Source organism: Paenibacillus sp. EB106-06-01-XG199, assembly GCF_058791575.1.
This window is the reverse complement of the sequence record NZ_JBYTDQ010000002.1, coordinates 104,658-126,574: the sequence shown is the minus strand read 5'-3', so window position 1 is coordinate 126,574 and position 21,917 is coordinate 104,658. Positions and strand designations below refer to the sequence as shown.

21 protein-coding genes are annotated in these 21,917 nt (G+C 49.3%); 18 read left to right on the top strand and 3 right to left on the bottom strand.

From position 1 onward, the window contains the following. Positions 1 to 88 precede the first annotated feature (88 nt). The 13 genes from AC3WT9_RS06345 to AC3WT9_RS06285 all read left to right on the top strand — a co-directional run bounded on the left by AC3WT9_RS06345 (position 89) and on the right by AC3WT9_RS06285 (position 13,838). Positions 89 to 853 (top strand): TSUP family transporter, encoded by a 765-nt coding sequence (locus AC3WT9_RS06345; protein WP_492407509.1) that lies wholly within the window; start codon positions 89 to 91, stop codon positions 851 to 853. A 128-nt stretch (positions 854 to 981) separates the two neighbouring features. Then, on the top strand, positions 982 to 2,157 hold the full coding sequence (locus tag AC3WT9_RS06340) for an alanyl-tRNA editing protein (protein ID WP_492407508.1): 1,176 nt from the start codon (positions 982 to 984) through the stop codon (positions 2,155 to 2,157). Positions 2,158 to 2,392: 235 nt separating this feature from the next. After that, complete coding sequence (locus AC3WT9_RS06335; RefSeq protein ID WP_341092981.1) at positions 2,393 to 4,744, top strand: ABC transporter permease; 2,352 nt, start codon at positions 2,393 to 2,395, stop codon at positions 4,742 to 4,744. Positions 4,745 to 4,788: 44 nt separating this feature from the next. After that, positions 4,789 to 5,565: an ABC transporter ATP-binding protein gene (locus AC3WT9_RS06330; RefSeq protein WP_341092983.1), complete on the top strand. Its 777-nt coding sequence runs from the start codon at positions 4,789 to 4,791 to the stop codon at positions 5,563 to 5,565. Next, the gene (locus AC3WT9_RS06325) at positions 5,537 to 6,298 is read left to right on the top strand and encodes a response regulator transcription factor (RefSeq protein WP_492407507.1); all 762 of its coding nucleotides are present in this window, start codon (positions 5,537 to 5,539) and stop codon (positions 6,296 to 6,298) included. The genes AC3WT9_RS06330 and AC3WT9_RS06325 overlap by 29 nt, the downstream gene beginning before the upstream one ends. Then, positions 6,285 to 7,574 (top strand): sensor histidine kinase, encoded by a 1,290-nt coding sequence (locus tag AC3WT9_RS06320; protein ID WP_341092986.1) that lies wholly within the window; start codon positions 6,285 to 6,287, stop codon positions 7,572 to 7,574. The genes AC3WT9_RS06325 and AC3WT9_RS06320 overlap by 14 nt, the downstream gene beginning before the upstream one ends. Before the next feature lie 24 nt (positions 7,575 to 7,598). After that, entirely contained in the window at positions 7,599 to 8,417 is an 819-nt protein-coding gene (locus AC3WT9_RS06315) for a GNAT family N-acetyltransferase (protein WP_341092987.1), read from the top strand. Between the two features lie 99 nt (positions 8,418 to 8,516). Continuing rightward, on the top strand, positions 8,517 to 9,500 hold the full coding sequence (locus AC3WT9_RS06310) for an aldo/keto reductase (RefSeq protein ID WP_342481855.1): 984 nt from the start codon (positions 8,517 to 8,519) through the stop codon (positions 9,498 to 9,500). A gap of 9 nt (positions 9,501 to 9,509) precedes the next feature. Then, complete coding sequence (locus AC3WT9_RS06305) at positions 9,510 to 11,474, top strand: GTP-binding protein (protein WP_492407506.1); 1,965 nt, start codon at positions 9,510 to 9,512, stop codon at positions 11,472 to 11,474. Positions 11,475 to 11,577: 103 nt separating this feature from the next. Further along, positions 11,578 to 11,979 (top strand): NUDIX hydrolase, encoded by a 402-nt coding sequence (locus AC3WT9_RS06300; protein WP_341092991.1) that lies wholly within the window; start codon positions 11,578 to 11,580, stop codon positions 11,977 to 11,979. 170 nt (positions 11,980 to 12,149) lie between these two features. Next, positions 12,150 to 12,575 (top strand): DMT family transporter, encoded by a 426-nt coding sequence (locus AC3WT9_RS06295; protein WP_341092992.1) that lies wholly within the window; start codon positions 12,150 to 12,152, stop codon positions 12,573 to 12,575. 19 nt (positions 12,576 to 12,594) lie between these two features. Next, a complete protein-coding gene (locus tag AC3WT9_RS06290) occupies positions 12,595 to 13,308 on the top strand; it encodes a Crp/Fnr family transcriptional regulator (protein WP_492407505.1) in 714 nt (237 codons plus the stop codon). Between the two features lie 35 nt (positions 13,309 to 13,343). Further along, positions 13,344 to 13,838 (top strand): DMT family transporter, encoded by a 495-nt coding sequence (locus AC3WT9_RS06285; protein ID WP_341092995.1) that lies wholly within the window; start codon positions 13,344 to 13,346, stop codon positions 13,836 to 13,838. Between the two features lie 86 nt (positions 13,839 to 13,924). Here AC3WT9_RS06285 and AC3WT9_RS06280 read toward each other — a convergent pair whose 3' ends face one another. Further along, positions 13,925 to 14,959: an anthranilate phosphoribosyltransferase gene (locus tag AC3WT9_RS06280; protein ID WP_341092996.1), complete on the bottom strand. Its 1,035-nt coding sequence runs from the start codon at positions 14,957 to 14,959 to the stop codon at positions 13,925 to 13,927. 12 nt (positions 14,960 to 14,971) lie between these two features. Further along, complete coding sequence (locus tag AC3WT9_RS06275) at positions 14,972 to 15,568, bottom strand: ANTAR domain-containing response regulator (protein ID WP_341092999.1); 597 nt, start codon at positions 15,566 to 15,568, stop codon at positions 14,972 to 14,974. A 331-nt stretch (positions 15,569 to 15,899) separates the two neighbouring features. On the opposite strand from AC3WT9_RS06275, the gene nirB reads away from it, so the two are divergent. From nirB to AC3WT9_RS06250, 5 genes are all read left to right on the top strand, one after another. Further along, positions 15,900 to 18,329 carry a nitrite reductase large subunit NirB gene (nirB, locus tag AC3WT9_RS06270; protein ID WP_341093001.1) on the top strand — a complete coding sequence of 810 codons (2,430 nt, stop codon included), beginning with the start codon at positions 15,900 to 15,902 and terminating at the stop codon, positions 18,327 to 18,329. 19 nt (positions 18,330 to 18,348) lie between these two features. After that, positions 18,349 to 18,660 (top strand): nitrite reductase small subunit NirD, encoded by a 312-nt coding sequence (gene nirD / locus AC3WT9_RS06265; RefSeq protein ID WP_341097662.1) that lies wholly within the window; start codon positions 18,349 to 18,351, stop codon positions 18,658 to 18,660. 29 nt (positions 18,661 to 18,689) lie between these two features. Next, complete coding sequence (locus AC3WT9_RS06260) at positions 18,690 to 19,562, top strand: formate/nitrite transporter family protein (protein ID WP_492407504.1); 873 nt, start codon at positions 18,690 to 18,692, stop codon at positions 19,560 to 19,562. After that, a complete protein-coding gene (gene cobA / locus AC3WT9_RS06255; RefSeq protein WP_492407503.1) occupies positions 19,559 to 20,326 on the top strand; it encodes a uroporphyrinogen-III C-methyltransferase in 768 nt (255 codons plus the stop codon). Before AC3WT9_RS06260 ends, cobA begins: the two co-directional genes overlap by 4 nt. A 95-nt stretch (positions 20,327 to 20,421) precedes the next feature. Continuing rightward, a complete protein-coding gene (locus AC3WT9_RS06250; RefSeq protein ID WP_341378526.1) occupies positions 20,422 to 20,742 on the top strand; it encodes an iron-sulfur cluster biosynthesis family protein in 321 nt (106 codons plus the stop codon). Positions 20,743 to 20,926: 184 nt separating this feature from the next. On the opposite strand, the gene AC3WT9_RS06245 is transcribed toward AC3WT9_RS06250, so the two are convergent. Continuing rightward, a complete protein-coding gene (locus tag AC3WT9_RS06245) occupies positions 20,927 to 21,802 on the bottom strand; it encodes a LysR family transcriptional regulator (RefSeq protein WP_341093009.1) in 876 nt (291 codons plus the stop codon). Between the last annotated feature and the right edge of the window lie 115 nt (positions 21,803 to 21,917).

The window sequence follows — 21,917 nt, the reverse complement described above, 5'->3', positions numbered from 1 at the left end:
ATCTATGGTGCACTCATCCAAAATTGTGTATGCTGGAGTTTGTTTGGAGGGCAGTCTCTGAAATACATAGCAGGAGGATTTGCGCAGTATGGAGCATGCAAGCATAAGTATGATAGCTATTCTGGTCATTTGCGGATTTCTGGCCGGACTGATTGATTCTGTAGTTGGAGGCGGCGGGCTGATTGCAATTCCGGCACTGCTATCTGCGGGTATCTCATTACCCTTACTGCTCGGGAGCAACAAATTAGCCGGGACGTTGTGCTCCTTCACAAGTACCGCCTCCTTTATGCGTTCGGGGAAGATCAATTTTCAACTGGTCAAAGTACTTATTCCTTTTTCCATTATTGGTGCAGTGGCAGGTTCACTTACAGTCAGGCAGGTGCCCTCGGAGTTTCTGAAGCCGCTGGTTATTGTCATGCTGGTCGTGATCACAATTTATACTTTGTTCAAAAAAGCTTGGGGAGATGTATCCACATTCGCCGGCAGCAGCAAAAAATCAAGTCTAATCGGTATTGCAGTCGCTCTGCTTATCGGTTTCTATGACGGATTTTTTGGTCCGGGAACCGGTTCCTTTCTGATCTTTGCCTTCCTGATGATGGGGTTCGAGTTCGTGACAGCCGCAGGAAATGCTAAAGTGCTCAATTTCGCCAGCAATATTTCAAGCTTATTGACCTTTGTAGCATTAGGGTCGGTCAGTTATTCCTACGGACTGATTATGGGAATCCCGATGGTGATCGGGGCCATTGTCGGGTCCAGAATTGCCATCCGCAAGGGTGCCGCATATATCCGTCCGTTATTTATTGCGGTGACGGTCATCTTGATCAGCAAGCAAATCTGGGATACGATGCATTAACAAGAAGAAATGGCGGAGAAGAGGGGCAATTCCGCAAATTTAGCTGATTTTCACCGCAAGTTCGGTCAAAGAATACATCGTAATGGAACGGTTCTTCGATACAAACGGAAATGGAGTGGTACACAGTTATGACTAATAAGCTTTACTACGAATCTGCCTTTTTAAAGGAATGGCAAACCAAAATCAGCCGTGTGGTTGAGAAAGAAGAGGGCTTGTATTTAATTTTGGAAGAGACGGCCTTTTATCCTAACGGTGGAGGGCAGCCCTGTGATACGGGGTTTATCGATGAACTTCCAGTCCTTGATGTTATTCTGGAGGACGATGAAGTACTGCACAAGGTAGAACGTTTGCCTGCAAACAACCAGCTCAGCTGCCGGATTGATTGGGACAAGCGGTTCGACCATATGCAGCAGCACAGTGGCCAGCACCTGCTCTCAGCCGTATTCCTCGATCTCTGCCAGGCCATGACATTAAGCTTTCACCTTGGCAGTGAATATGCCTCGATCGACATTGAACTGCCGGAGCTGGCTCCCGCTCAGCTGGCGCTTGTGGAACGGGAGGTCAACCGGCACATATACCTGAATCACAGCATTACAAGCTATTTCGTAAATGAAGCAGAATTGGCGCGTCTGCCTCTTGTGAAGCAGCCCAAAGTGATAGAGAACATCCGGATAGTCGAAATCGATGGTGTAGAATATAACGCCTGCGGAGGGACGCATGTCTCTTCTACAGGAGCCATCGGTATGATCAAGCTGTTGAAAGCAGAGAAGCAGAAGGGCAATATCCGAATTACTTTCAAATGCGGAACCCGCGCACTGGAGGAATTTAATGAGAGTCTGCAAATTCTCAGCGTACTGTCCGCCAAATACAATACGGGCAAGGATGAAATCATTGACCGTATTGAGAAGTGGGAGCAGGAGCATAAGGATCTGCAGCTGGAACTCACGGCATTGAAGGACCAGAATGACAGCTTCACCGCCCGGGAGCTGTTGTCAGCCCTGGAACCGGACAGTCATGTGATCTCAGAGATCTTCGAGCAAAGATCTTTCAAGGATTTGCAAAGCCTGGCCCTTAAGCTGACTGCACAGACGGAGCTTCCGGTCTTGCTGCTGTCGGCTGCGGAGAACAAGGTGGTGCTGGCCCACAGCGGCAGCTCTGAAAATGCCTGTGGAGCCTTCTTCAAAGCCAGCCTGGGAGAATTCCAGGGTAAAGGCGGGGGCAGTGATAAGATGGCGCAGGCCGGTTTTCCGGGATGGGAGAATGCACTTGCCTTTTATGAATTTGCCAAAAAAGAATTTGTCTAGACGAGATCCCCTGATGCCATAGAATTCACGAAGCCGTACTTTGAATCACTGACAGAAGTATTTCTCAAAAATAAACTTCTTAATAAAAAATGGCCGTATCGCTAAAAAGCGAATACGGTTTATTGGCGTTGGGGGTTGCTTGTTTTGCAATTAATATTTTCCCAGCCACTTAAGGATTATTTAATAACTGCTCCTTTATAATCGCAATAGAGCTTGTAAGAAAGGGGTTCAAATCGTGTTTCTAACCATACTCAAGAAGGACCTGAAGCGCAAAAAAGCAATGAATATCGTACTCTTCGTGCTTATCACCTTAGCCTCCACTCTGGTGGCAAGCAGCAGCAGCCTGATGTATTCCACATCAACGGCGATTAACAGTTTTATCGAACACAGCAAGGTAGCGGATTTCAACATTACGCTGGCCAACAGTCCGGAATACAATCATGACATTGAGGTTTGGGCCAAAAGCGACAAGAACATCAGCAAATCTTACTCTGATCTGCAGATTGGACTGTTGTCCAAGGAAATCAGAATGCCGGAAGGCCGAAAAAGCATAGCCGGGAATATTGGTCTGGTGCTGTCCAAGGTACCCGCTGAGGTAAACCTGGTGTTCGGAGCTGATGATGAGCGATTTACCCTGCAGAAAGGGGAAATTGCCTTGCCCATGAGTATACAGAATGCAACCGGTTTAAAACTGGGGGATAAGGTTGCTATTGAGCTAAAGGGCATAACCAAGACCTTTACAGTTACCGTGTTCTTCAAGGATGCATTTATGGGTTCGGATCTGCTAAGTCTCAAGCGCATGATGATAGCGGCTGAAGATTTCGCAGATATCCAAAAAGTGCTTCCGGGAGAATCATTGTCCAGACAGTGGAGCTTTACAGCTGTACCTGGAACGAACTCCGCCATGCTGTCAGCGGATTTTTCGAAGGAGGATTTGCCGATAAATTTCGAAATTGAAAAAGCGCTGGTGAAAACCTCTTTTCTGACAGATCAGATTATTTCCGCCATGTTATTTGTAATCAGTGTGTTTTTAATCTTCATTGCCTTTTTGACTTTGCGGTTTACGATTATCTCCACCTTGCAGGATGATTATAAGGAGATCGGGGTGATGAAGGCGATCGGCTTCAAAAGCTCGGGAATCAGGGGACTTTATCTGGCGAAGTATTCAGGGCTGGCTGTTGCCGGTGGTACTGCAGGGTTCTGCATCAGCCTTCCGCTGACAGAACTGATGTCCCGAAAAATATCGCAATATATCATCGTGCCTGGCGGCATCGCCGGAATGCTGGTTTCTATAGCTAGTGCAGTTGTTATTGTTGCCGTAACACTTCTGTTCTGCTCCATGTGCATGCGCAAGATCAATAAGGCGTCACCGATTGATGCGATCCGGCAGGGCCATACTGGAGAACGGTTCAATGCTTCCCGGAAGATATATCTGCACAAAAGCAAAGCCTTGCCTACAGCCATGTTCCTTGCCCTCAGTGACGTACTGAACCGGTTGAAGAGCTACACTGCCTTGATTCTTACCTTCATATTAAGTACAGCAATCATCATCATCCCGATTAACCTCACGAATACCATCGTAACGCCAAAGTTTATTGGTTATTTCGGTACTACCGTAGCAGACTTTTATACGAAAAGTGAAATCATAGAGAAACCCGTAACAGAGGTTCAATCAGAGCTGGCTCAGCTAACCGCGGACTTCCGTGACAAAGGGATTCCCGTATCGCTGAGCGCTGATTATACGATAAACACCAAGTATATTTCTGATGATGGTCTGAGCAACCGGCGGATCAGCGGAACTAAAACGGAGCCATCCACAGATAGTCCGTACCTAAAAGGCGTTGCACCGAAGCTGAAAAATGAAATTGCCATAACCAGTATTATGTCCAAGAACTTCCAGAAGGGTCTCGGTGAGAACATAGAGATGGAGATTGACGGCATCCGAAATACGTTTCTGATTACCGGCATATTTCAGACAATTACAAATGAAGGATATATGGTGCGGCTGGCGGATGATTTCACACCTTTGCAAGTGGCAGCCTATCAGTATGCAGGTAATATAAAGCTTCCGGAAGATCAAAAAGCAGCGGTGATCCATGAGGTGAAGCAGCAGTTCAGCGGACTTGAAATCATGAGCGCTTCAGATTTGCTTAGCGTAACTACGGGCGGTTTCATGGGACAGCTGAAAAATATTAATACGTTGCTTACTGTCGTTGTGTGTCTTATTACATTCTTTATTACCAGTCTCTTTGTGAGGCTGCTGATTACTAAGGAAGTGCAAGGAATTGCGTTGATGAAAAGCCTTGGGTTCACGAACGGAGAGATTCGTGTATGGCAGGTGCTGCGCATTCTTATCCTGATGTTAGGTTCTGTTATTCTGGGTGTTCTGCTGGCTAATCATTTGGGTGAAGTGCTGATTGGCCTCATCTTTAGTATGTTTGGGCTGACTGAAATAAACTTCAACATTGTGCCCTTGCAGGTCTATGGGTTATATCCTCTGCTGATTCTGGTTGTAGTGGTGCTTGCCGTGTATAGCAGCTGTGGACAGATTAGGAAAATACAGGTTTGGAACATGAACCAGGAATAAACAATAACAGATTCATACGAAATCTATAACTGGAGGAAAATCATATGGCTGCTGTATTGGAAGTTAAAAATTTATGCAAAACCTATATCGTGAACAAAGGACAGAATAACGTACTGAGAAATATTGACTTAACGCTGCACGAAGGTGATTTTGTTTCGGTGATGGGCCCGTCCGGCTCTGGAAAATCAACGCTGCTCTATACAGCGAGCGGGATGGACCGTTTGACCGCAGGGGAGGTTCTATTCGACGGGCAGAGTCTTTCACAGTTGAGCGAGAAGAGAATGGCTGAGCTGAGGCTGCATAAAATGGGATTTATCTTTCAACAAATGCATATGCTGAGCAACTTGTCTATTTATGATAATATCATTCTATCAGGCTATCAGGCGCTTAAGAACAGACAGGAAACACGAAGCCGGAGTGATGTGAATCTTTATGCCGATAAGCTGATGAAGCAACTGGGCATTATAGAAACTGCCAGCCATGATATTACTGAAGTATCAGGTGGCCAGCTGCAGCGGGCCTGCATCTGCCGGGCGCTGATTAACGAGCCGAAGATGCTGTTCGCCGATGAGCCTACCGGGGCTTTGAATTCGAAGGCAGCCAAGGAAGTGATGGAGGAGCTGTGCAGGATCAACCGGGAGGGAACCACAATCATGATCGTCACGCATGATGTGAAGGTGGCGGCACAGACCGATAAAGTATTGTACATGGTAGATGGTAATATACAGGGGGAGCTTCGTCTGGGCTCTTATTCCGAAGACCAGAGATTAAGAGAACGGGAACGCAAGCTGAATGAATGGCTTATGGGCATGGGCTGGTAAATCGCTCTCGATTGAGCTGGCCAAGCGGAAGAACAGCAGGGAGGCGATGCCGGTGGCGGAGATTCTGATCATCGAGGATAATAAAGAACTGGCGGACATTATTAAGGATTTTTTGCAGGGTGAAGGGTATTCGGTAATAGTGACAGCAAGCGGCGAGGAAGGGCTGGCTTATCTTGCTGGGCATACGGTGAGGCTGCTGCTGCTCGATGTAATGCTGCCGGAGCTTGACGGGTTTGCCATATGCAGAATGGTCAGAGAGCAGCATAATCTGCCCATCCTGATTATGAGCGCCCGGCATGGTGACGACAATAAGATTATTGGACTGGACCTCGGGGCGGATGATTATCTGGAGAAACCCTTCACCGTCCAGTTATTAATTGCCAAGGTAAGAGCGCACCTGCGCCGCAGTTATGATATGAAGGACGACAAGCAGTTGCTGGCCGATGGTGAAATTGTGATCAACCGGACATCCATGACAGTCTTCAGGGGCGAACAACCTCTGCCGATGACCTCTAAAGAATACGAATTGCTAGTGCTTCTGATGAACAATAAAGGGAAAGCCTTGCGGAAAGACTGGCTGTTTCAACAGGTATGGGGAGCGGACAGCTTCAGTGAGCCGTCGACCCTGACCGTACATATCAATAAATTGCGCGACAAAATTGAGCAGAAACCCAAAGAGCCGAAACGGATTATTACCGTTTGGGGGGTAGGCTATAAGTATGAAGCGGTTTAACCGTTTGATTCTATGGGTCGTTCTGTCCGGACTCGCGGGAATTGCCGCCTTCGCAGGCTATGCGCTGTCTCCTCTCCGTACGGAACACAGCAAGGCATACCGGATTGAAGTGAACCGTATCTTGCATCAGGCAAGTCAGCAGGAAGGGCCAGCGTTTCCGCTTATGTTCAACGCTTCGGACTATTCCTATATCCGCAGTATGAGCTGGATGGACAAGGATGCGGAGCCGCTTGCGATTCAGCGTTTTTTTGACGGATCGGGGGTTAAGGACAGTGAAGAATATATTGTGAAGCCTATCTATCTTGATGAGAGATTGTCCGGATTCCTGCGTTTCTCTTATGAAGATGGCAGCAGCTACATCCGGGGGAATGTTGTACTCATTGTCATACTGCTCCTGATATTGGCTGCGGTTACCGGTCTGCTCCTCTATGTGAGAGCCCAGATTATCCGGCCGTTTCACAAGATCGAGAAACTGCCCTATGAGCTGGCCAAGGGGCATCTGAATCCTGGAATGAAGGAGAGTAAGAGCCGCTTCTTTGGAAAGTTCATCTGGGGACTCGATCTGCTTAGACAAACGCTGGATACCCAGAGACAAACCAATCATCGCCTTGAAAAAGACAGGCAAACGCTTGTTGCTTCGCTTTCGCATGAGCTCAAAACACCAGTAGCTGCGATCAAACTGTATTCCAGCGCCCTTAGCGATGGACTGTATGAGAGCGAAGCTAAACAGCGGGATTGCGCCCGGTTGATCGGGCAGAAAGCGGAGCAGATTGAACATTTAATAGCCAGCATTATTACGACCTCAGTATCATCACTGCAGGAAGTAGAGATTCAGAGCTCTGAGTTTTACATCCGTGATTGGCTCCAGAGGGCAGTACATAACCATAAAGAACGGCTTGATTTATTGAAGATTCGCCTGGAAATAGGGGGCTATCAGAATAAGCTTCTGTTGGGCGACCCGGATAAATTGCTGGAAGTGCTGGACAACATTATAGAGAATGCGATTAAATATGGCGATGGTACCCGTATAGGGATCACGTTTGAGGAAGAGGATTTCCGCCAGCTTATCCGGATTGAGAATTCAGGTGTTCCCATAATGGCTAACGAGCTACCCTACATATTCACAAGCTTCTGGCGCGGCTCGAATGCCGGGGATAAGCAAGGAAACGGCCTAGGCTTATTTATCTGCAAGCAGCTATTGCAAAAAATGGGTGGCGATATTTTCGTTGAGGCAAGCGGACGGGGTATGTGCTTCGTACTGGTACTTAGATACTAAATGTCGGACTTCAGGAGAACTGGGATGAAAGAGCTGAACTATAAAGAGTATGAAATACTCGAATCTTTGTTTAACCAGAAAAAGCAGCATATTCCGGCGTTATCTGTGCTGCGGGGGAATTATCCGGGGCGGGTATTTGCAGATGTAACGGAGAGACCGACCCTTGCAATAGTGTGGGCGACCGGCAGATGGATGTATGCCGCAGGTGACATCAACCCGGAGCAGAATAAAGAGGCAATGAAGCTGTTTTTGCAGGATGTGGTACTTCCCGATTGCAAAGCTCAGAACCGCAGCTGGTTTGAAATTTATACGGATGATTCCAGGGAGTGGGAGAAGTTGTTTCTGGGCGGAATGGACAAATTGAACAAATGGAACGTGGATAAACATCTCGAGTCAGTGTATGTGTTCCATCCTGAGCAATTTAATCGGAGACAACAATACACGAAACCGGATATAACCAGTAACCTGCGGATCGAACTCTCTGAGTATCCTGTTTTGCCTGATGCTTATCATCACTTGCCTTATGTACATACAAAGTTTGCTCAGCAGACAACCTGCGGTGCGGCGGTAAAGTTTGGAGAACGTACCCTTTCGATCTGCAAAAATAACGGGTTCACAGCCGGACGTGAATATTTTATTGACGTGGATACTTTCGAAGCAGCTGAGCGGAACAATGGCTATGCAGAACAAGCTGCAACTGCTTTAATCGACTTTTATCTGACAAGAGGGATGGCTCCGCTTTGGGAAACCACGCATGACAACCACCCTTCTCACAGACTAGCGTCCAAACTGGGATTTGCCCCTGTTGAGCACTACCCGGTTTTTTCTTTTGTGAGGGAGTAAGGTGCTACTTGTGTCTTGCACAGCGAACCGTTCATAATAGAAATGGATGGTTTGCTGTGCAAGTGACGTTAACAATCTAATATTCCGGGAGGATATCATATGAATTACCGTAAGCTTGGAAATACAGGGCTATCGATCAGCGAAGTCAGCTTTGGCACTTGGGCCATTGGCGGCGACTGGGGAACAAGCCGGGATGAGGACGGGTTGAAGGGACTGGCGCTGGCTATTGAGCAAGGTGTGAATTTCTTCGACACCGCTGATGTCTACGGTTCCGGACATGCCGAAGAGCTGCTTGCCAAAGCCACCAAAGGCAAAGAAGATCAAATACATATTGCCACGAAATTTTGCCGTGCCGGTGACATTCATGATCCTGAGAATTATTCAGCACGGAGAGTAAGCGAATACGCGGAACAAAGCCTGCGCCGCCTACAGCGTGAAGCCATTGATCTGTATCAGATCCATTGTCCGCCAATTGAGATTTTGCGTGACGGTAGTGTATTTGCCGTTCTGGATCAATTAAAAGCTGAGGGTAAAATCCGCCATTACGGAGTCAGCGTGGAAACGATTGAAGAGGGACTTCTATGTCTCGAGTATCCTGGCGTGCAAGCGCTTCAGGTCATCTTCAATCTGTTCCGTCAGCAGCCGGCTCTGGAACTGCTGCCGCGTGCCGAAGCGCAAGGTGCGGGAATCCTGGTGCGGCTGCCGCTTGCCAGCGGTCTGCTCACAGGGAAGTTCAAGGAGGACAGCACCTTCCAGCCTGACGATCACCGCAGCTTCAATGCCAACGGTGAGCAGTTTAATGTGGGCGAGACTTTTGCCGGTCTGCCTTTTGTCAAAGGTGTAGAGCTGGCCCGCAAGCTGGATTGGATCAGCGAAGGCCGGGGGAACATGGCAAGAGCAGCGATGCGCTGGATTCTGGATCATCCTGCCGTCAGCTGCATCATTCCAGGATTTAAGAATGAAGCGCAGGTAGCTGATAACCTCGCGTCACGAGAAGTTCCTTCCTTTACGGCAGAAGAGATGCAGCGGTTAAGCCAGTTTTACAGCAACGAGGTTGCTCCGCACATCCGTGGGGGTGTATAAGCCGACTCTATGACAAGGAACACAACCATCGGTTTGCTCGCCCATGTCGATGCCGGGAAAACGACCTTCGCCGAGCAGCTGCTCTATCATACGGAGGCAATCCGCAACCGGGGCCGAGTGGATCATAAAGATACGTTTTTAGATACACATGAGATTGAAAAAACGCGTGGAATCACGGTATTTGCCGACCAGGCGGAATTTAACATCGGAGATTCGCGCTACTTTCTGCTGGACACGCCCGGGCATGTCGATTTCTCGCCGGAGATGGAGCGCGCGCTGCAGATTCTCGACTACGCGGTAGTCATTGTAAGTGCTGTTGAAGGTGTGGAAGGACACACAGAGACCTTATGGCAGCTGCTGCGCCGGCATGGAATTCCGGCCTTTTTCTTCATCAATAAAACCGACCGGGCGGGCGCTGACCCGCAGCGTGTATTAAATGAAATCCGCCAACAGCTCAGCCGGGATGCCTTCATGCTGCCGGAAATCCAGGAAACCGGAGTAGACGAAGAACTGAAGGCGTTCATGGCTGAACGCGATGAGCGGCTGTTCGAGGCTTATCTGGACGGAGGCCAAAGTGATTCTTCCTGGCACGAAGCGCTCATCGCTTTAGTCAAGCGCGGCAATATCTTTCCGTGTATGTCTGGTTCTGCCTTGCTGGATGAGGGCATCGACAGCTTTCTCCGCAACCTGGATGCTTTGGTACATACTGAATATGATTACCAGCAGCCTTTTTCAGGAAGAGTATATAAGATCCGCCATGATGAAAAGGGAACACGGATCACCTACATCAAAGCACTGCAAGGCGTGCTTAAATCAAGAGAGGAACTGGCTTACGGTCCTGCCCAGGAACGGATAGAGGAACGGATTACCAGTATCCGCAAAATTTACGGGGCTAAGACAACAGCGGCGGAATGGGGCGCTGCAGGTGAGCTGTTTGCGGTCACGGGGTTAACATCCGCTAAGCCTGGAGAAGGTGTGGGGTTGTTGCAGGATCACCTCAGCAGCGAGCTTGTCCCGACATTGAAATCAAAGGTGCGGTTTGAACCGCCCGTGCACTTTAAGGAAGTGCATAATGCCTTCCAGCAGCTGGGTGCGGAAGACCCGTCGCTGAATGTGAGCTGGGATGAGGAATTGCAGGAACTGCATATTCAGGTGATGGGGCAAATTCAGTTGGAAATTCTGGAGCAGATTATGCGCGAACGCTTCAGTATCCCGGTGACATTTGGCGATCCGGAGATTCTGTACATGGAGACAATCCATAACACAGTCTACGGCTGTGGCCATTTTGAACCGCTCGGCCATTACGCCGAGGTGCATCTGAAGCTTGAGCCCGGCGCTCGCGGCAGCGGTATCTCTGTTCAGAATGAGTGCCACCCCGACGATTTAGCTGCCGGCTACCAGCACCAGATTGAGCAATATTTACTGGAAAGCGGGCATCGCGGCCTGCTTACCGGCTCACCGCTGACGGATCTGCGTATCACCTTGCTAAGTGGAAGAGCGCATAATAAGCACACCCACGGCGGGGATTTCCGGGAAGCCGCATTTCGGGCTTTGCGTCAAGGACTGGAGCAGGCGGAGAATATTTTGCTGGAGCCGGTGTATGCGCTCAAGATCAGGATAAATATCGATCATGTAGGCAAAGTAATGGCGGATATCCAGCAGGCTAGCGGGAGCTTTGTTGCACCCGAGATGACGGATCAAGTGGCAGTCGTCACGGGTACGGTGCCTGTCGACACCTTTATGAACTATTCCGTCAGACTGGCCTCAATGACGCAAGGCAAAGGCTCATTGTCGCTAAGGGTTGCCGGTTATCAGGATTGCCATGAACCGGAAACCGTTATCCTAAGTAAACAATACAATAAAAATGCCGATCCGGCTTACACCTCCATTTCGATTTTTTGCGCGAAAGGGCAAGCTTTCTCCGTTCCTTGGGATGAAGCGGAGGAATATATGCATGTGAAGCGTCAATGGTAAGAACCCTCTGGCCGGATTGCAACAAGGACATATGTCCTTTCCGTAGCAAGAAATTCCGCTTTTAATTAAAAGAACATAGGCCAAGATTTTGAGGGGGATTTACATGACAGTAACGATAGACAAGATCGCTTGGATTCACATCGTGGGAGGTAAAGTATTGGCTGCCCGTTCCCACGGAAAGGATACCTATTATTTTCCCGGCGGGAAACGGGAACCGGGTGAAACCGACAATGAGACATTAATCCGGGAGATCGAAGAGGAATTAACGGTCCGGATTGAGCCGGACAGCATCCAGTCTTTTGGCACTTATGAAGCAGCAGCCCATGGCAAAGAGGAAGGCGTGCTTGTCCAGATGACCTGTCTCACCGCAGCTTACACAGGGCAGCTTGCTCCGGCAGCGGAAATAGCAGAATTGGCATGGCTTAGCTATAAAGACAGGGAACGTGTTTCCGCTGTCAGCCAGATCATTTTTGATCAATTACAAGAAATGAAGCTACTCTCCTAATATTTTTCTTCAGGCCCGTTTCAGCCAATGCCATGGCTTGAAACGGGCCTTCGAATTATTGGCCTGTTTCTCCAAATCAACTCTTTCTTCCACTTAGGACATATGTCCTTCACGGATAACGCCAGATGTCATTTAATTAAAGCAGAGATCACATAGAGGAGAGAGAAGCAATGAGAGGAATTATTTTTGCATTCTTGGCCGGGGCCTGCATTACGCTGCAAGGGGTAGCCAACGCCCGCATCAGCCAGGATATAGGCACGTGGCAGGCAGCGACCATTACCCAATTAACGGGCTTTATTATGGCCTTTATCATCCTGCTGTTCGTTCGAGACGGAAAGAAACAAGGCTTCAAGCTGGTCAAACCTTTGTATTTAACAGGAGGTGCCTTCGCCGCTTTTGTTATTTTCAGCGAAGTGACCGCAATTCAGAATATCGGTGTTACCTTTACCATATCGGCACTGCTGATCGCACAACTGTTCCTTACATTTCTGATAGATAGCAACGGATGGTTCGGCGTGGTGAAGCAGAAGATGCGGCTGCCGCAATTTATTGGAATCGGCATGATGATCTTAGGTGTAGTCATTCTTAAGTTCTAGCCTTGGAGGGAAGCCGGCCATGAAGGAAATTCAAGATCAAGGTCTGCTGCAGACCTATTTGCAGAAACATCAGCTTGAGCATATTTTCATTGAACCGCTGAAGGCGCATCTGTCGTTGTACAGCTTTACGCAGGGGGAAACGATTTGCTTCAAAGGAGATCCTTCCGAGTCGCTGTACGTGCTGGTTAAAGGCAAACTCAAGATTTATACGACGACGGCCGAGGGCAGGACGCTGATTATCTGCTTCAAGACACCGCTTGAGCTAATCGGGGATGTTGAATACATTCAGGGAACAGAATTGCTGAACACGGTTGAAGCCGTATCGCAGGTTCATATGATTTGCATACCGTACAGATGGCTGAAAAAATACGGGCGGAATCATCCGCCCTTGCTGCAATTTTTGCTGGAGATCATTACTCGGAAATTCTACAGAAAATCCGATTTCCTCAGTTTGAACCTGATGCACCCCGTTGAGGTACGGCTGGCGAGTTATCTTTTATCCATCACCTATGATGAATCCGATCCTCAATTTACAGGGCAGTTAAGCACGATTAATCTGGTGGATACGGCGAATTTTATTAGCACCAGCTACAGGCATTTGAACAGGGTAATCCAGAAGTTCTGCCAGCAGGGGCTGACCGAGCGCAGCAAAGGCTACATTCTGGTGAAGGACCGGGAAGGGCTTAGCAGGCTGGCACAGCGTAATATTTACGAGGCAACTACACCATACTGATGAACATAAAGAAGACGAAAAGGGAGTAATAGATAATGATACTGGGACTACTACTGGCCATGTTTGCCGGGGCGCTTGTGAGCCTGCAGAACATATTCAACAGCAAAGTAAATGAACATACTGGATCATGGTCCACAACAACATTGGTACTAGGGATGGGCTTTATTGCTTCACTGGTAATGGGACTCATCGTTGAAGGCAAAAATATGTTTACTCTTCAGCATATGCAGCCCTGGTATTGGATCAGCGGAATGATCGGGGTCGGTGTTGTCATCTGTCTGGTGCAGGCCACAAGGCTGCTTGGAGCGACTTATGCGATTTCGATTGTACTGACGTCTCAGCTTGGCTTCGCCCTGTTGTGGGATTCACTGGGCTGGCTTGGTCTGGCCAAGGTTCCGTTCACATTGAATCAGCTCATAGGGGTTCTGGTGATTGTAGGCGGGATTCTGGTCTTCAAATTAGGAGGGGGCCGCGAGCCGCAAAAGTCTGCCGAATCCCGCAAGCAGCGGCAAGCATTGCATACCGATTAATAGCAGTTATTCTTAGTCTTAGGTCTTTTTTGCAGCAAAAAGCGTGCACCGTATTGTTACGGTTGCGCGCTTTTTTTGTTACAGCTCTAGTGGAGTGCTTTACTGCCGAGCAGTGCGTTTTTCCACTTGCTGTAGACAGTCCAGGCGTCTCCATTGTCCAGTAAATGCTTGCAAGTATACACGCCTTCTTCTATGGAATTGACCTTTCCGGCCACGTGAAGCCGGGCTGCGCCGTTCAACAGCGTCTGATTGTAAAAGGCCATATGCCCGCCTCCCTGAAGCACAGCTTCAGCTGTAAGCAGCTGCCGCTGGGGAGTCCAGTCCATTTCAGGCACTACGGTTTCAAGTCCCAGCGCATCAGGATCAATGATATCCAGCTGCGCTATGCCGTTCGCAATGGAGTATATGCGGTTCGGCCGGTCGATATAGAGATCCTCAGAGCCTTCCACCCCTTGAACAACCAATCCCTTTTGATAGCCGAGCTTCACGATAAGTCTGGAAATCCGGTCGAATACAGTATTATGATAGATCCCGAATACGATGTAAGGAGAACAAGAATAGTCGATCAATTTCTCGGCTGTATTCAGGATCGTTCTCATGCCAATGTCTTCCCGGAGGCTGCGGATGGCCCCAAGCGGAGGACACCACTGCTCAGCCTTAGCGAAGAGGACGCCGCTTTCTTGTGCAGCTTCGATCGCGTCTGTCCGGGACAGCCTGGCAATCTCGATACCGGAGGCTTGAATGATGTCCTGTAGCGTAACCCCCCACTTTGGCGGCAAGGAAGGGGAACCATGCAGTGTGACCGGCACTCCCGCAGCAGACAGCAAGAAGGCGGTAGGAAAGGTGGCGACAAAAGAATTCGTTCTCCCGTCATAAGGCCCGGCACAATCCATGCCCTGCTGAACCGGCTCCCGGAGGGCAACCTTGCGGCAGACCGTTACGAAGGCTTCCAGCTCCTCGATGCTTTCCAGCTTGATACGCTCCGCAATTAGAAAGGCGCCAATCTGCACGGGAGAGGCCGTCTGGCCCAGAATGGATTCCGCAGCATAATAAGCTTCATCATAGCTTAAATCCCGGGCACCCCGTTTGCCTCTGGCAACTTCTTTTAGAATATTGATCATATGGGATTCTCCTTAAGTTTGATCCTGCAGCAGCTGATATACTTTAACTATCGACGTGGCGACATCAACTATACGCTTGCGTTCATTCATCGCCTGCTTGCGAAGAAGGTCATAGGCTTCGGATTCACTGATGTTCTTCGCCTTGGAGAGGATGCCTTTAGCCATATCAATCCATTTGCGCTCTTCGATCCGGGACAGCAGCTGCTCCCGCTCCTTTAGCCATTGATGGCGTTCGAAGCACTGCTTGGCGCTGAAATGAAGAATCCAGTGAATTTCCTGCGGGTGCATGAAGGGGGATAATATCCCGTCGACCCTGATATTGTCTTCACAGGCCGAGACAGATAATGTCGCGGTCAGGGAGGTGCACCACCAGACTATTGGTGCAATTTTGTGCTGGATCAGCGGGGTGCTCCATTCATTGATTTCGGTGATAGGCAAATGAAGAATGGAGGCATCGGCATCGCTGATCAGGGCCAAGGCCTGTTCCAGAGTATCAGCTACCTCGACCACATAACCGCAGGAGCGAAGAATGACGTCCGGGCTCCGGGACGAGAGCGCTTCTGTATCGTTCTCTGTTGTACCATTATGAATGACGAGCAGGGAATGCATAGTTTGACGCTCCTTTTACATCGTAATGATCGACGTCATTGATCTGCTATTGAACGTACAATATAAGTTATAATGTTATATTATATAACACACATTGAGCGTTGTTGTCGATAAATTAAATATATAAAAATTTATATGTCATAATTGTTGACGTATTACGAATTCATGTAGTATAGTCATTTTAACAAATTCATCAAATCTACGAATACAACGATGTATTCGGTCGAAGCGGCAATGGCGCCTGCTCTCACATCTGTTACCTGGAAACGTAAGTTTCCGGCCGGAGTGAAGCGGGTTATTTCTGTTGTCTACATGGAGAGGAGAGAGACATATGTCAGCAATACGCAAAAAACTGATACTGGTCGGTAACGGGATGGCGGGGGTACGGGCGATCGAACATTTGCTCAAATTGGCTCCTGAGGCTTACGAGATTACGATTTTTGGTTCCGAGCCGCATCCGAACTATAACCGGATTATGTTATCTTCTGTCCTCGCAGGCGGAGCCAGCATGGATGAGATTATTATCAATGACCTTGAATGGTACCGCAGTTTTAATATTACGCTGTATACGGGCCACACTGTCACTTCCATAGATACTGTGGAGCGTAAAGTATATACGGATAAAGGGATAGAAGCCCGTTATGATGAACTGATTCTTGCCACCGGCTCTAACCCGTTCATGTTGCCGCTGCCCGGAGCAGAGAAGGAAGGGGTCATCGCATTCCGCGATATTAAGGACACCCGGATTATGCAGGAAACCTCGCAGAAGTATAAAAAAGCGCTGGTCATCGGCGGAGGACTGCTTGGTCTGGAGGCGGCAAGAGGACTGCTGCACCTGGGGATGGAGGTTTCGGTTGTACACATCCATGATTATATTATGGAACGCCAACTGGATGAAGCGGCTTCGGTGATGCTCCGCAAAGAGCTGGAAGAACAGGGCATGAAGTTCCTGCTGAAGAAGCAGTCAGAGGCGATTCTCGGTAAAAAAAGAGTTAAAGGTCTGCTGTTCACAGACGGTGAAGTGGCTGAAACCGATCTGATCGTGATGGCAGTCGGCATCAAGCCGAATATTGAGCTGGCACGCAAGAGCTCTATTAAGATTAACCGCGGCATCATTGTGAATGATTATCTGGAGACCAATATTCCCGGAATCTATGCGGTCGGAGAATGTGCAGAGCACCGGGGTATTGCTTACGGACTGGTAGCTCCGTTATATGAGCAGGGGGCTGTGCTCGCCAAGAGACTGGCGGGTGTGCCGACCGAAGGCTACACAGGCTCCATTACCTCGACCAAGCTGAAAGTATCCGGGGTCGATGTATTCTCCGCAGGGCAGTTCACGGAGCAGCCGGGGTCTAGAGCTTTACGCTATCAGGATGAGATTGACGGAGTCTACAAAAAGCTGGTCATTCAGGACGACAAGCTGATCGGTGCCGTATTGTTCGGCGATACAAATGACGGGGCACAGCTATTCTCCATGATTAAGAAAGGCGAGAATATTAAGGGGAAGGAAAAAGAACTGCTGCTTGGGATTTCCGGCGATGCACTTGCCTCGCCCAAAGGAAACCGGCTGGAGGGCATGGCTGATGACGAGATCATCTGCGGCTGCAACGGTGTGTCCAAAGGGGCGATAGCCGAGGCTATTCAATCCGGGGGCTGCACCAGCGTAGGCCAGATCAAAGCCTGCACGAAAGCTTCCGCCTCTTGCGGCGGCTGCAAACCGCTGGTAGAGGGACTGCTGCAGCTCTATGCCGGTGATGATGTGGTCACGGTCAAGGAAGGCATCTGCGGCTGCACTACACTTGGACGCGACGAAATTGTCGCCGAGATCAAGCGGATGGAACTGAAGACAGTCAAGGAAGTCATCAATGTACTGGATTGGAATAATGAAGAGGGCTGTGCCAAATGCCGTCCTTCATTGAATTACTATCTGGGGATGCTCTGGCCTGAAGAATATGTGGATGAGAAGGAGTCCCGGTACACGAATGAACGCTACCATGCCAATATCCAGAAAGATGGCACGTACTCGGTGGTACCGCGAATTTATGGAGGCGTGACCTCACCGGCTGAGCTGATCAAGATCGCAGAGGTTGCCGCGAAGTTCGAGGTTCCACTGGTGAAGTTCACCGGCGGGCAAAGACTTGATTTGCTCGGCGTCAAGAAGGAGGATCTGCCGAAGATGTGGGAAGAGCTGGATATGGCTTCCGGGCATGCCTACGGCAAGACACTCCGGACGGTTAAAACCTGTGTCGGCTCCACCTACTGCCGGTTCGGTACGCAAGATGCCCTTGGTATGGGCATTCGCTTAGAGAAAGCTTTCGAACGGCTGAATACGCCGGGCAAAGTGAAGCTTGCAGTCTCCGGCTGTCCGCGAAACTGTGCGGAAGCGACGATTAAGGATTTCGGCGTTGTCGCCATTGATGGCGGCTGGGAGCTGCATATCGGGGGCAACGGCGGTGTGCATGTACGGGCAACGGATCTCCTCTGCGTAGTGAAGACCGATGATGAAGTGCTGGAGTGGGCCAGTGCATTTCTGCAATATTACCGGGAGAATGCCGGCTGGAACGAACGGACAGCCCAGTGGGTCGAACGTGTAGGTCTGGACAGCATTAAGCAGGCCTTAGAGCTTAAGGAAGAACGGCTGGCGCTCCAGGAAAGAATTCAGAAGACACTCAGTCTCACCACCGATCCGTGGAAACAAATTGTTAATGAGCCGGAGCTGCGCAAGAATTTCGAAGAACTCTCACAACCCGAGACGGTATAAGGAGGCCACTGCTATGACTATGACCAAAATGCTTGTTGGCAATTTGACGGATATCGACATCAGAGGCTCACGCAAGTTCAAGGTGGGAGACAAGGAAATAGCCTTATTCCGTCTTACTGGGGGTGAGGTGCTGGCCGTTGAGAATAAATGCCCGCACAAAGGCGGCGTCTTATCAGAAGGTATGGTCTGCGGTTCAAAGGTGCATTGTCCGCTCCACGACTGGCGGATTGACCTCCATAGCGGTGCTGTGCAGGCACCCGATTCCGGTCATGTGACAACCTATGAGGTAGAGGTAGATCACAGCAGCGGGCACATCTATCTGACTATCTAGTACAACTAGTGATTACAGGGGGAATAGTCATGGATTACGTGAAGCCTAGTGAAGTGTTATCCGCAATGATCGAAGCCGGCAAGGCCAAAGCGGAGCTGAGCATCACGCAGCTTATTGTACGCGGCAGCCTCGGGGGAGCGATACTGGCGTGTGCGACTACCTTAGCTTTTACAGCAACAGCTCAAACTAAGATACCTATGATCGGAGCACTTTTATTCCCTGTCGGCTTTGTAATGATTATACTGCTTGGACTGGAGCTCGTTACCGGCAGCTTTGCTTTGATTCCGCTGGCGGTGCTGGAGAAAAAGACGTCTCCCGGCCGGATGCTGAACAATTTCTTCTGGGTAATTATCGGGCACTTAATTGGCTGTGCAGTATATGCAGCCTTATATGGCCTCACTATTACAAAAATGGGGACCGATATGTCAAATCCGCTAATTCAGACGTTAATCACAACAAGTGAAGGCAAAACAACTGCTTATAAGAGTATGGGGGCAGAGGGGATGACGCTCGCCTTAATCAAGGCGATGCTCTGCAACTGGATGGTTACGCTCGGGGCAGTGATGGCAATGACCTCTAAATCCACAGCCGGAAAAATACTGGCGATGTGGCTGCCGATCCTAACGTTCTTCGGTCAAGGCTTTGAGCATACGGTGGTCAATATGTTCGTGATTCCTGCTGGAATGCTGCTAGGGGCAAAAGTCAGCTTTGGAGACTGGTGGCTCTGGAACGGTATCCCCGTTCTGCTCGGGAATTTTCTCGGCGGGGGGCTGTTTACGGGCCTGCTGTTCTATCTTTCGCAAAAAAGCTTTAAGTCCGGAGCTTCTTCCACAGCGGAGCAGCCGTCCGGATGGAGAGATGCTGTTATCTCAAGCACGGCAGCATTGGAGAAAAGCCTATGAAACAGGGAAGCATAAGTATTGTTGGAGCAGGACCGGGGGACCCGGAGCTGATTACAGTCAAAGCGCTGCGGCGCATTCAGACTGCGGATGTTATTCTCTATGACCGGCTGGTGAATGAAGAATTGCTCGCTTATGGCAGGAAGGAGGCACTGCGCATCTATTGCGGTAAAGCGCCGGGCCAGCATTCTATGCCCCAGGAAGGCATTGAAAGGCTGATGATTAAACATGCTTCCGCCGGCAGCCATGTTGTCCGCTTAAAGGGCGGTGATCCCTTCGTCTTCGGACGGGGCGGGGAAGAAGCGCTTGCCTCTGCTGCTGCGGGAATTCCCTACGAGGTCATTCCCGGCATTACTTCGGCCATCGGTGCAGCGGCTTCCGCTGGAATTCCTTTGACTCATCGCGGCCTCGCCGCTTCATTTGCCATCGTAACCGGCAGCCGCTGTCACGATCATGCTGCTCCTGTCCGCTGGGATGCGCTTGCTCACAGCGTGGATACCCTTGTCATTTACATGGGGGTAAGCCATTTGAGCGGGATCTGCGAACAGCTGCTGAAGCATGGGAAGGATGCTGCAACTCCTGTAGCGCTGATCGAGAATGGGACTACAGACCGTGAGCGGAGGGTGACCGGTACGCTTGGCAACATCGACAAGCTGGCCGCGGTTATGAAGATCAGCAATCCGGCACTTATTATCATCGGTGAAGCAGTGAAAATAAGGGAACAGCTGCTGGCTCTGGAGAATGCCGCACGTTCGCAAATTGGATAAAAGTGAGTGCAGTCACAGGCCTTGGTTGAATATAAAATCTATACTTATTCCATAATCTATTTAGGAGCAACCTGCTCTAAAGGAGAGTGGAGGATATGCAAATTCAACTGGATCCCTTAACTTCCGGACGTCTTGGAGAAAGTCTTAATGATAAACCCGGATCCTTCAAATTGTTCTATGACACGGAAGATTGCGGCTGCAACGGTGTTTTGGTCTTGTTGATCGTAAATGAACCTAATATTACGGATATCGTCTTCCAGCAGCAACCGTTCGTCTTTCTCTGCGACCGCCAGCAGGAATCATTATTTGATGAGGTGATGCGGCTGGAGGCCGACGAACATTATCCATCCTATAAGCTGACAAGTGATTCCTCTTTATTCGGAAGCAATATCAGAGTTAGGGATGGCCGGCAATAAATTTGTCAGAAGACAAGACAAGAACATAATCCTTTGAGAATCCGCGCTCTGCGCGGTTTTTCATTGTAAGGGGCCCGGTTATTATCCTTCCCTTCGGACAAGAACGGGTCCCTTTGCCGGTGATGTACTCCTGAAATTTCTGTAAAAAGTGTGTTCCTTATGATGCCAGGAAGGACTTGATCTCTCAGAGTCCAGTTGTTTCCAGTTTCTTCATATAATTTTGACTGTGTACAATAAACTCTGCGGTCACCGGAGAAACGTACTGAAAGTCACGTACGGCAAGTACGACCTCGCGTATTATAGCTGGTCGAAGGGGAACAGCCGTCACTTTTGGCAATACCTCGGGCATATACAGTTCGGGCAGGATAGTGACCCCGACCCTTTCCTGCACCATGGAGAGGATTGTGGCCGGATCCCTCACCTCGAAGGTGACATTCGGTACATTGCCATGCTCCTGTAACAGTTTTTGGATGCCGTAGTCTTTAACCATAATAAAGCATTTGCCCCTCAGTTGATCGAAAGTGAGAAACGGTTCGTCTTTCAGCGGACTATCGTTTGAAACAAACACCTTCATTTGATCCTGAAGCAACGGAAACGTCTGTAGCTCTTTGTCAGGCGTGGTGGTAAAGCCGACATCTACTACGGAGCCGGAGATCCAGCTGTGAATCTCTTCGTAACTCCCCTCAAACAAGACAATATCAATCTGAGGAAACAGCTCCCGGAACGAACCGATTATACCGGGAAGCACCTTAGCGGATACGCTGGGAATGACGCCGATGCGAAGCGTTCCCGCTTCCAATCCCAGGGAAGCAGAGGATTCCTCTCTCATACATGATGTAATACGCAAAATTTCCCGGGCATGCTGAATCATCCGTTCACCGATGTAGCTCGTGGAGATGCCGCGCCGGTTGCGGTGAAACAACAAGATTCCCAATTCCTTTTCCAGACTATTGATCATTTGCGATACCGCCGACTGCGTAAACCCCAAGGCATCAGCCGCTCTGGTAAAATTTTTGTGCTCCGATACTGCAATTAGAACTTGTAGCTGCGTAAGTGTCATGTTTTCTCCTTTGACATTAGTAAATACTTATTAAATATATAATAAAGCATAATTTCACTAATGGTATACTGCGTCGTATAATCTACCTTGTGAGCAGTGAATTAACTGTAAAAAG

What these genes read in the sequence shown, in the direction of transcription:
- AC3WT9_RS06345 (WP_492407509.1), top strand. Translation starts at nt 89, where the DNA reads ATGGAGCATGCAAGCATAAGTATGATAGCTATTCTGGTCATTTGCGGA.
- AC3WT9_RS06340 (WP_492407508.1), top strand. Translation starts at nt 982, where the DNA reads ATGACTAATAAGCTTTACTACGAATCTGCCTTTTTAAAGGAATGGCAA.
- AC3WT9_RS06330 (WP_341092983.1), top strand. Translation starts at nt 4,789, where the DNA reads ATGGCTGCTGTATTGGAAGTTAAAAATTTATGCAAAACCTATATCGTG.
- AC3WT9_RS06325 (WP_492407507.1), top strand. Translation starts at nt 5,537, where the DNA reads ATGAATGGCTTATGGGCATGGGCTGGTAAATCGCTCTCGATTGAGCTG.
- AC3WT9_RS06320 (WP_341092986.1), top strand. Translation starts at nt 6,285, where the DNA reads ATGAAGCGGTTTAACCGTTTGATTCTATGGGTCGTTCTGTCCGGACTC.
- AC3WT9_RS06315 (WP_341092987.1), top strand. Translation starts at nt 7,599, where the DNA reads ATGAAAGAGCTGAACTATAAAGAGTATGAAATACTCGAATCTTTGTTT.
- AC3WT9_RS06310 (WP_342481855.1), top strand. Translation starts at nt 8,517, where the DNA reads ATGAATTACCGTAAGCTTGGAAATACAGGGCTATCGATCAGCGAAGTC.
- AC3WT9_RS06305 (WP_492407506.1), top strand. Translation starts at nt 9,510, where the DNA reads ATGACAAGGAACACAACCATCGGTTTGCTCGCCCATGTCGATGCCGGG.
- AC3WT9_RS06300 (WP_341092991.1), top strand. Translation starts at nt 11,578, where the DNA reads ATGACAGTAACGATAGACAAGATCGCTTGGATTCACATCGTGGGAGGT.
- AC3WT9_RS06295 (WP_341092992.1), top strand. Translation starts at nt 12,150, where the DNA reads ATGAGAGGAATTATTTTTGCATTCTTGGCCGGGGCCTGCATTACGCTG.
- AC3WT9_RS06290 (WP_492407505.1), top strand. Translation starts at nt 12,595, where the DNA reads ATGAAGGAAATTCAAGATCAAGGTCTGCTGCAGACCTATTTGCAGAAA.
- AC3WT9_RS06285 (WP_341092995.1), top strand. Translation starts at nt 13,344, where the DNA reads ATGATACTGGGACTACTACTGGCCATGTTTGCCGGGGCGCTTGTGAGC.
- AC3WT9_RS06280 (WP_341092996.1), bottom strand. Translation starts at nt 14,959, where the DNA reads ATGATCAATATTCTAAAAGAAGTTGCCAGAGGCAAACGGGGTGCCCGG.
- AC3WT9_RS06275 (WP_341092999.1), bottom strand. Translation starts at nt 15,568, where the DNA reads ATGCATTCCCTGCTCGTCATTCATAATGGTACAACAGAGAACGATACA.
- nirB (WP_341093001.1), top strand. Translation starts at nt 15,900, where the DNA reads ATGTCAGCAATACGCAAAAAACTGATACTGGTCGGTAACGGGATGGCG.
- nirD (WP_341097662.1), top strand. Translation starts at nt 18,349, where the DNA reads ATGACCAAAATGCTTGTTGGCAATTTGACGGATATCGACATCAGAGGC.
- AC3WT9_RS06260 (WP_492407504.1), top strand. Translation starts at nt 18,690, where the DNA reads ATGGATTACGTGAAGCCTAGTGAAGTGTTATCCGCAATGATCGAAGCC.
- cobA (WP_492407503.1), top strand. Translation starts at nt 19,559, where the DNA reads ATGAAACAGGGAAGCATAAGTATTGTTGGAGCAGGACCGGGGGACCCG.
- AC3WT9_RS06250 (WP_341378526.1), top strand. Translation starts at nt 20,422, where the DNA reads ATGCAAATTCAACTGGATCCCTTAACTTCCGGACGTCTTGGAGAAAGT.
- AC3WT9_RS06245 (WP_341093009.1), bottom strand. Translation starts at nt 21,802, where the DNA reads ATGACACTTACGCAGCTACAAGTTCTAATTGCAGTATCGGAGCACAAA.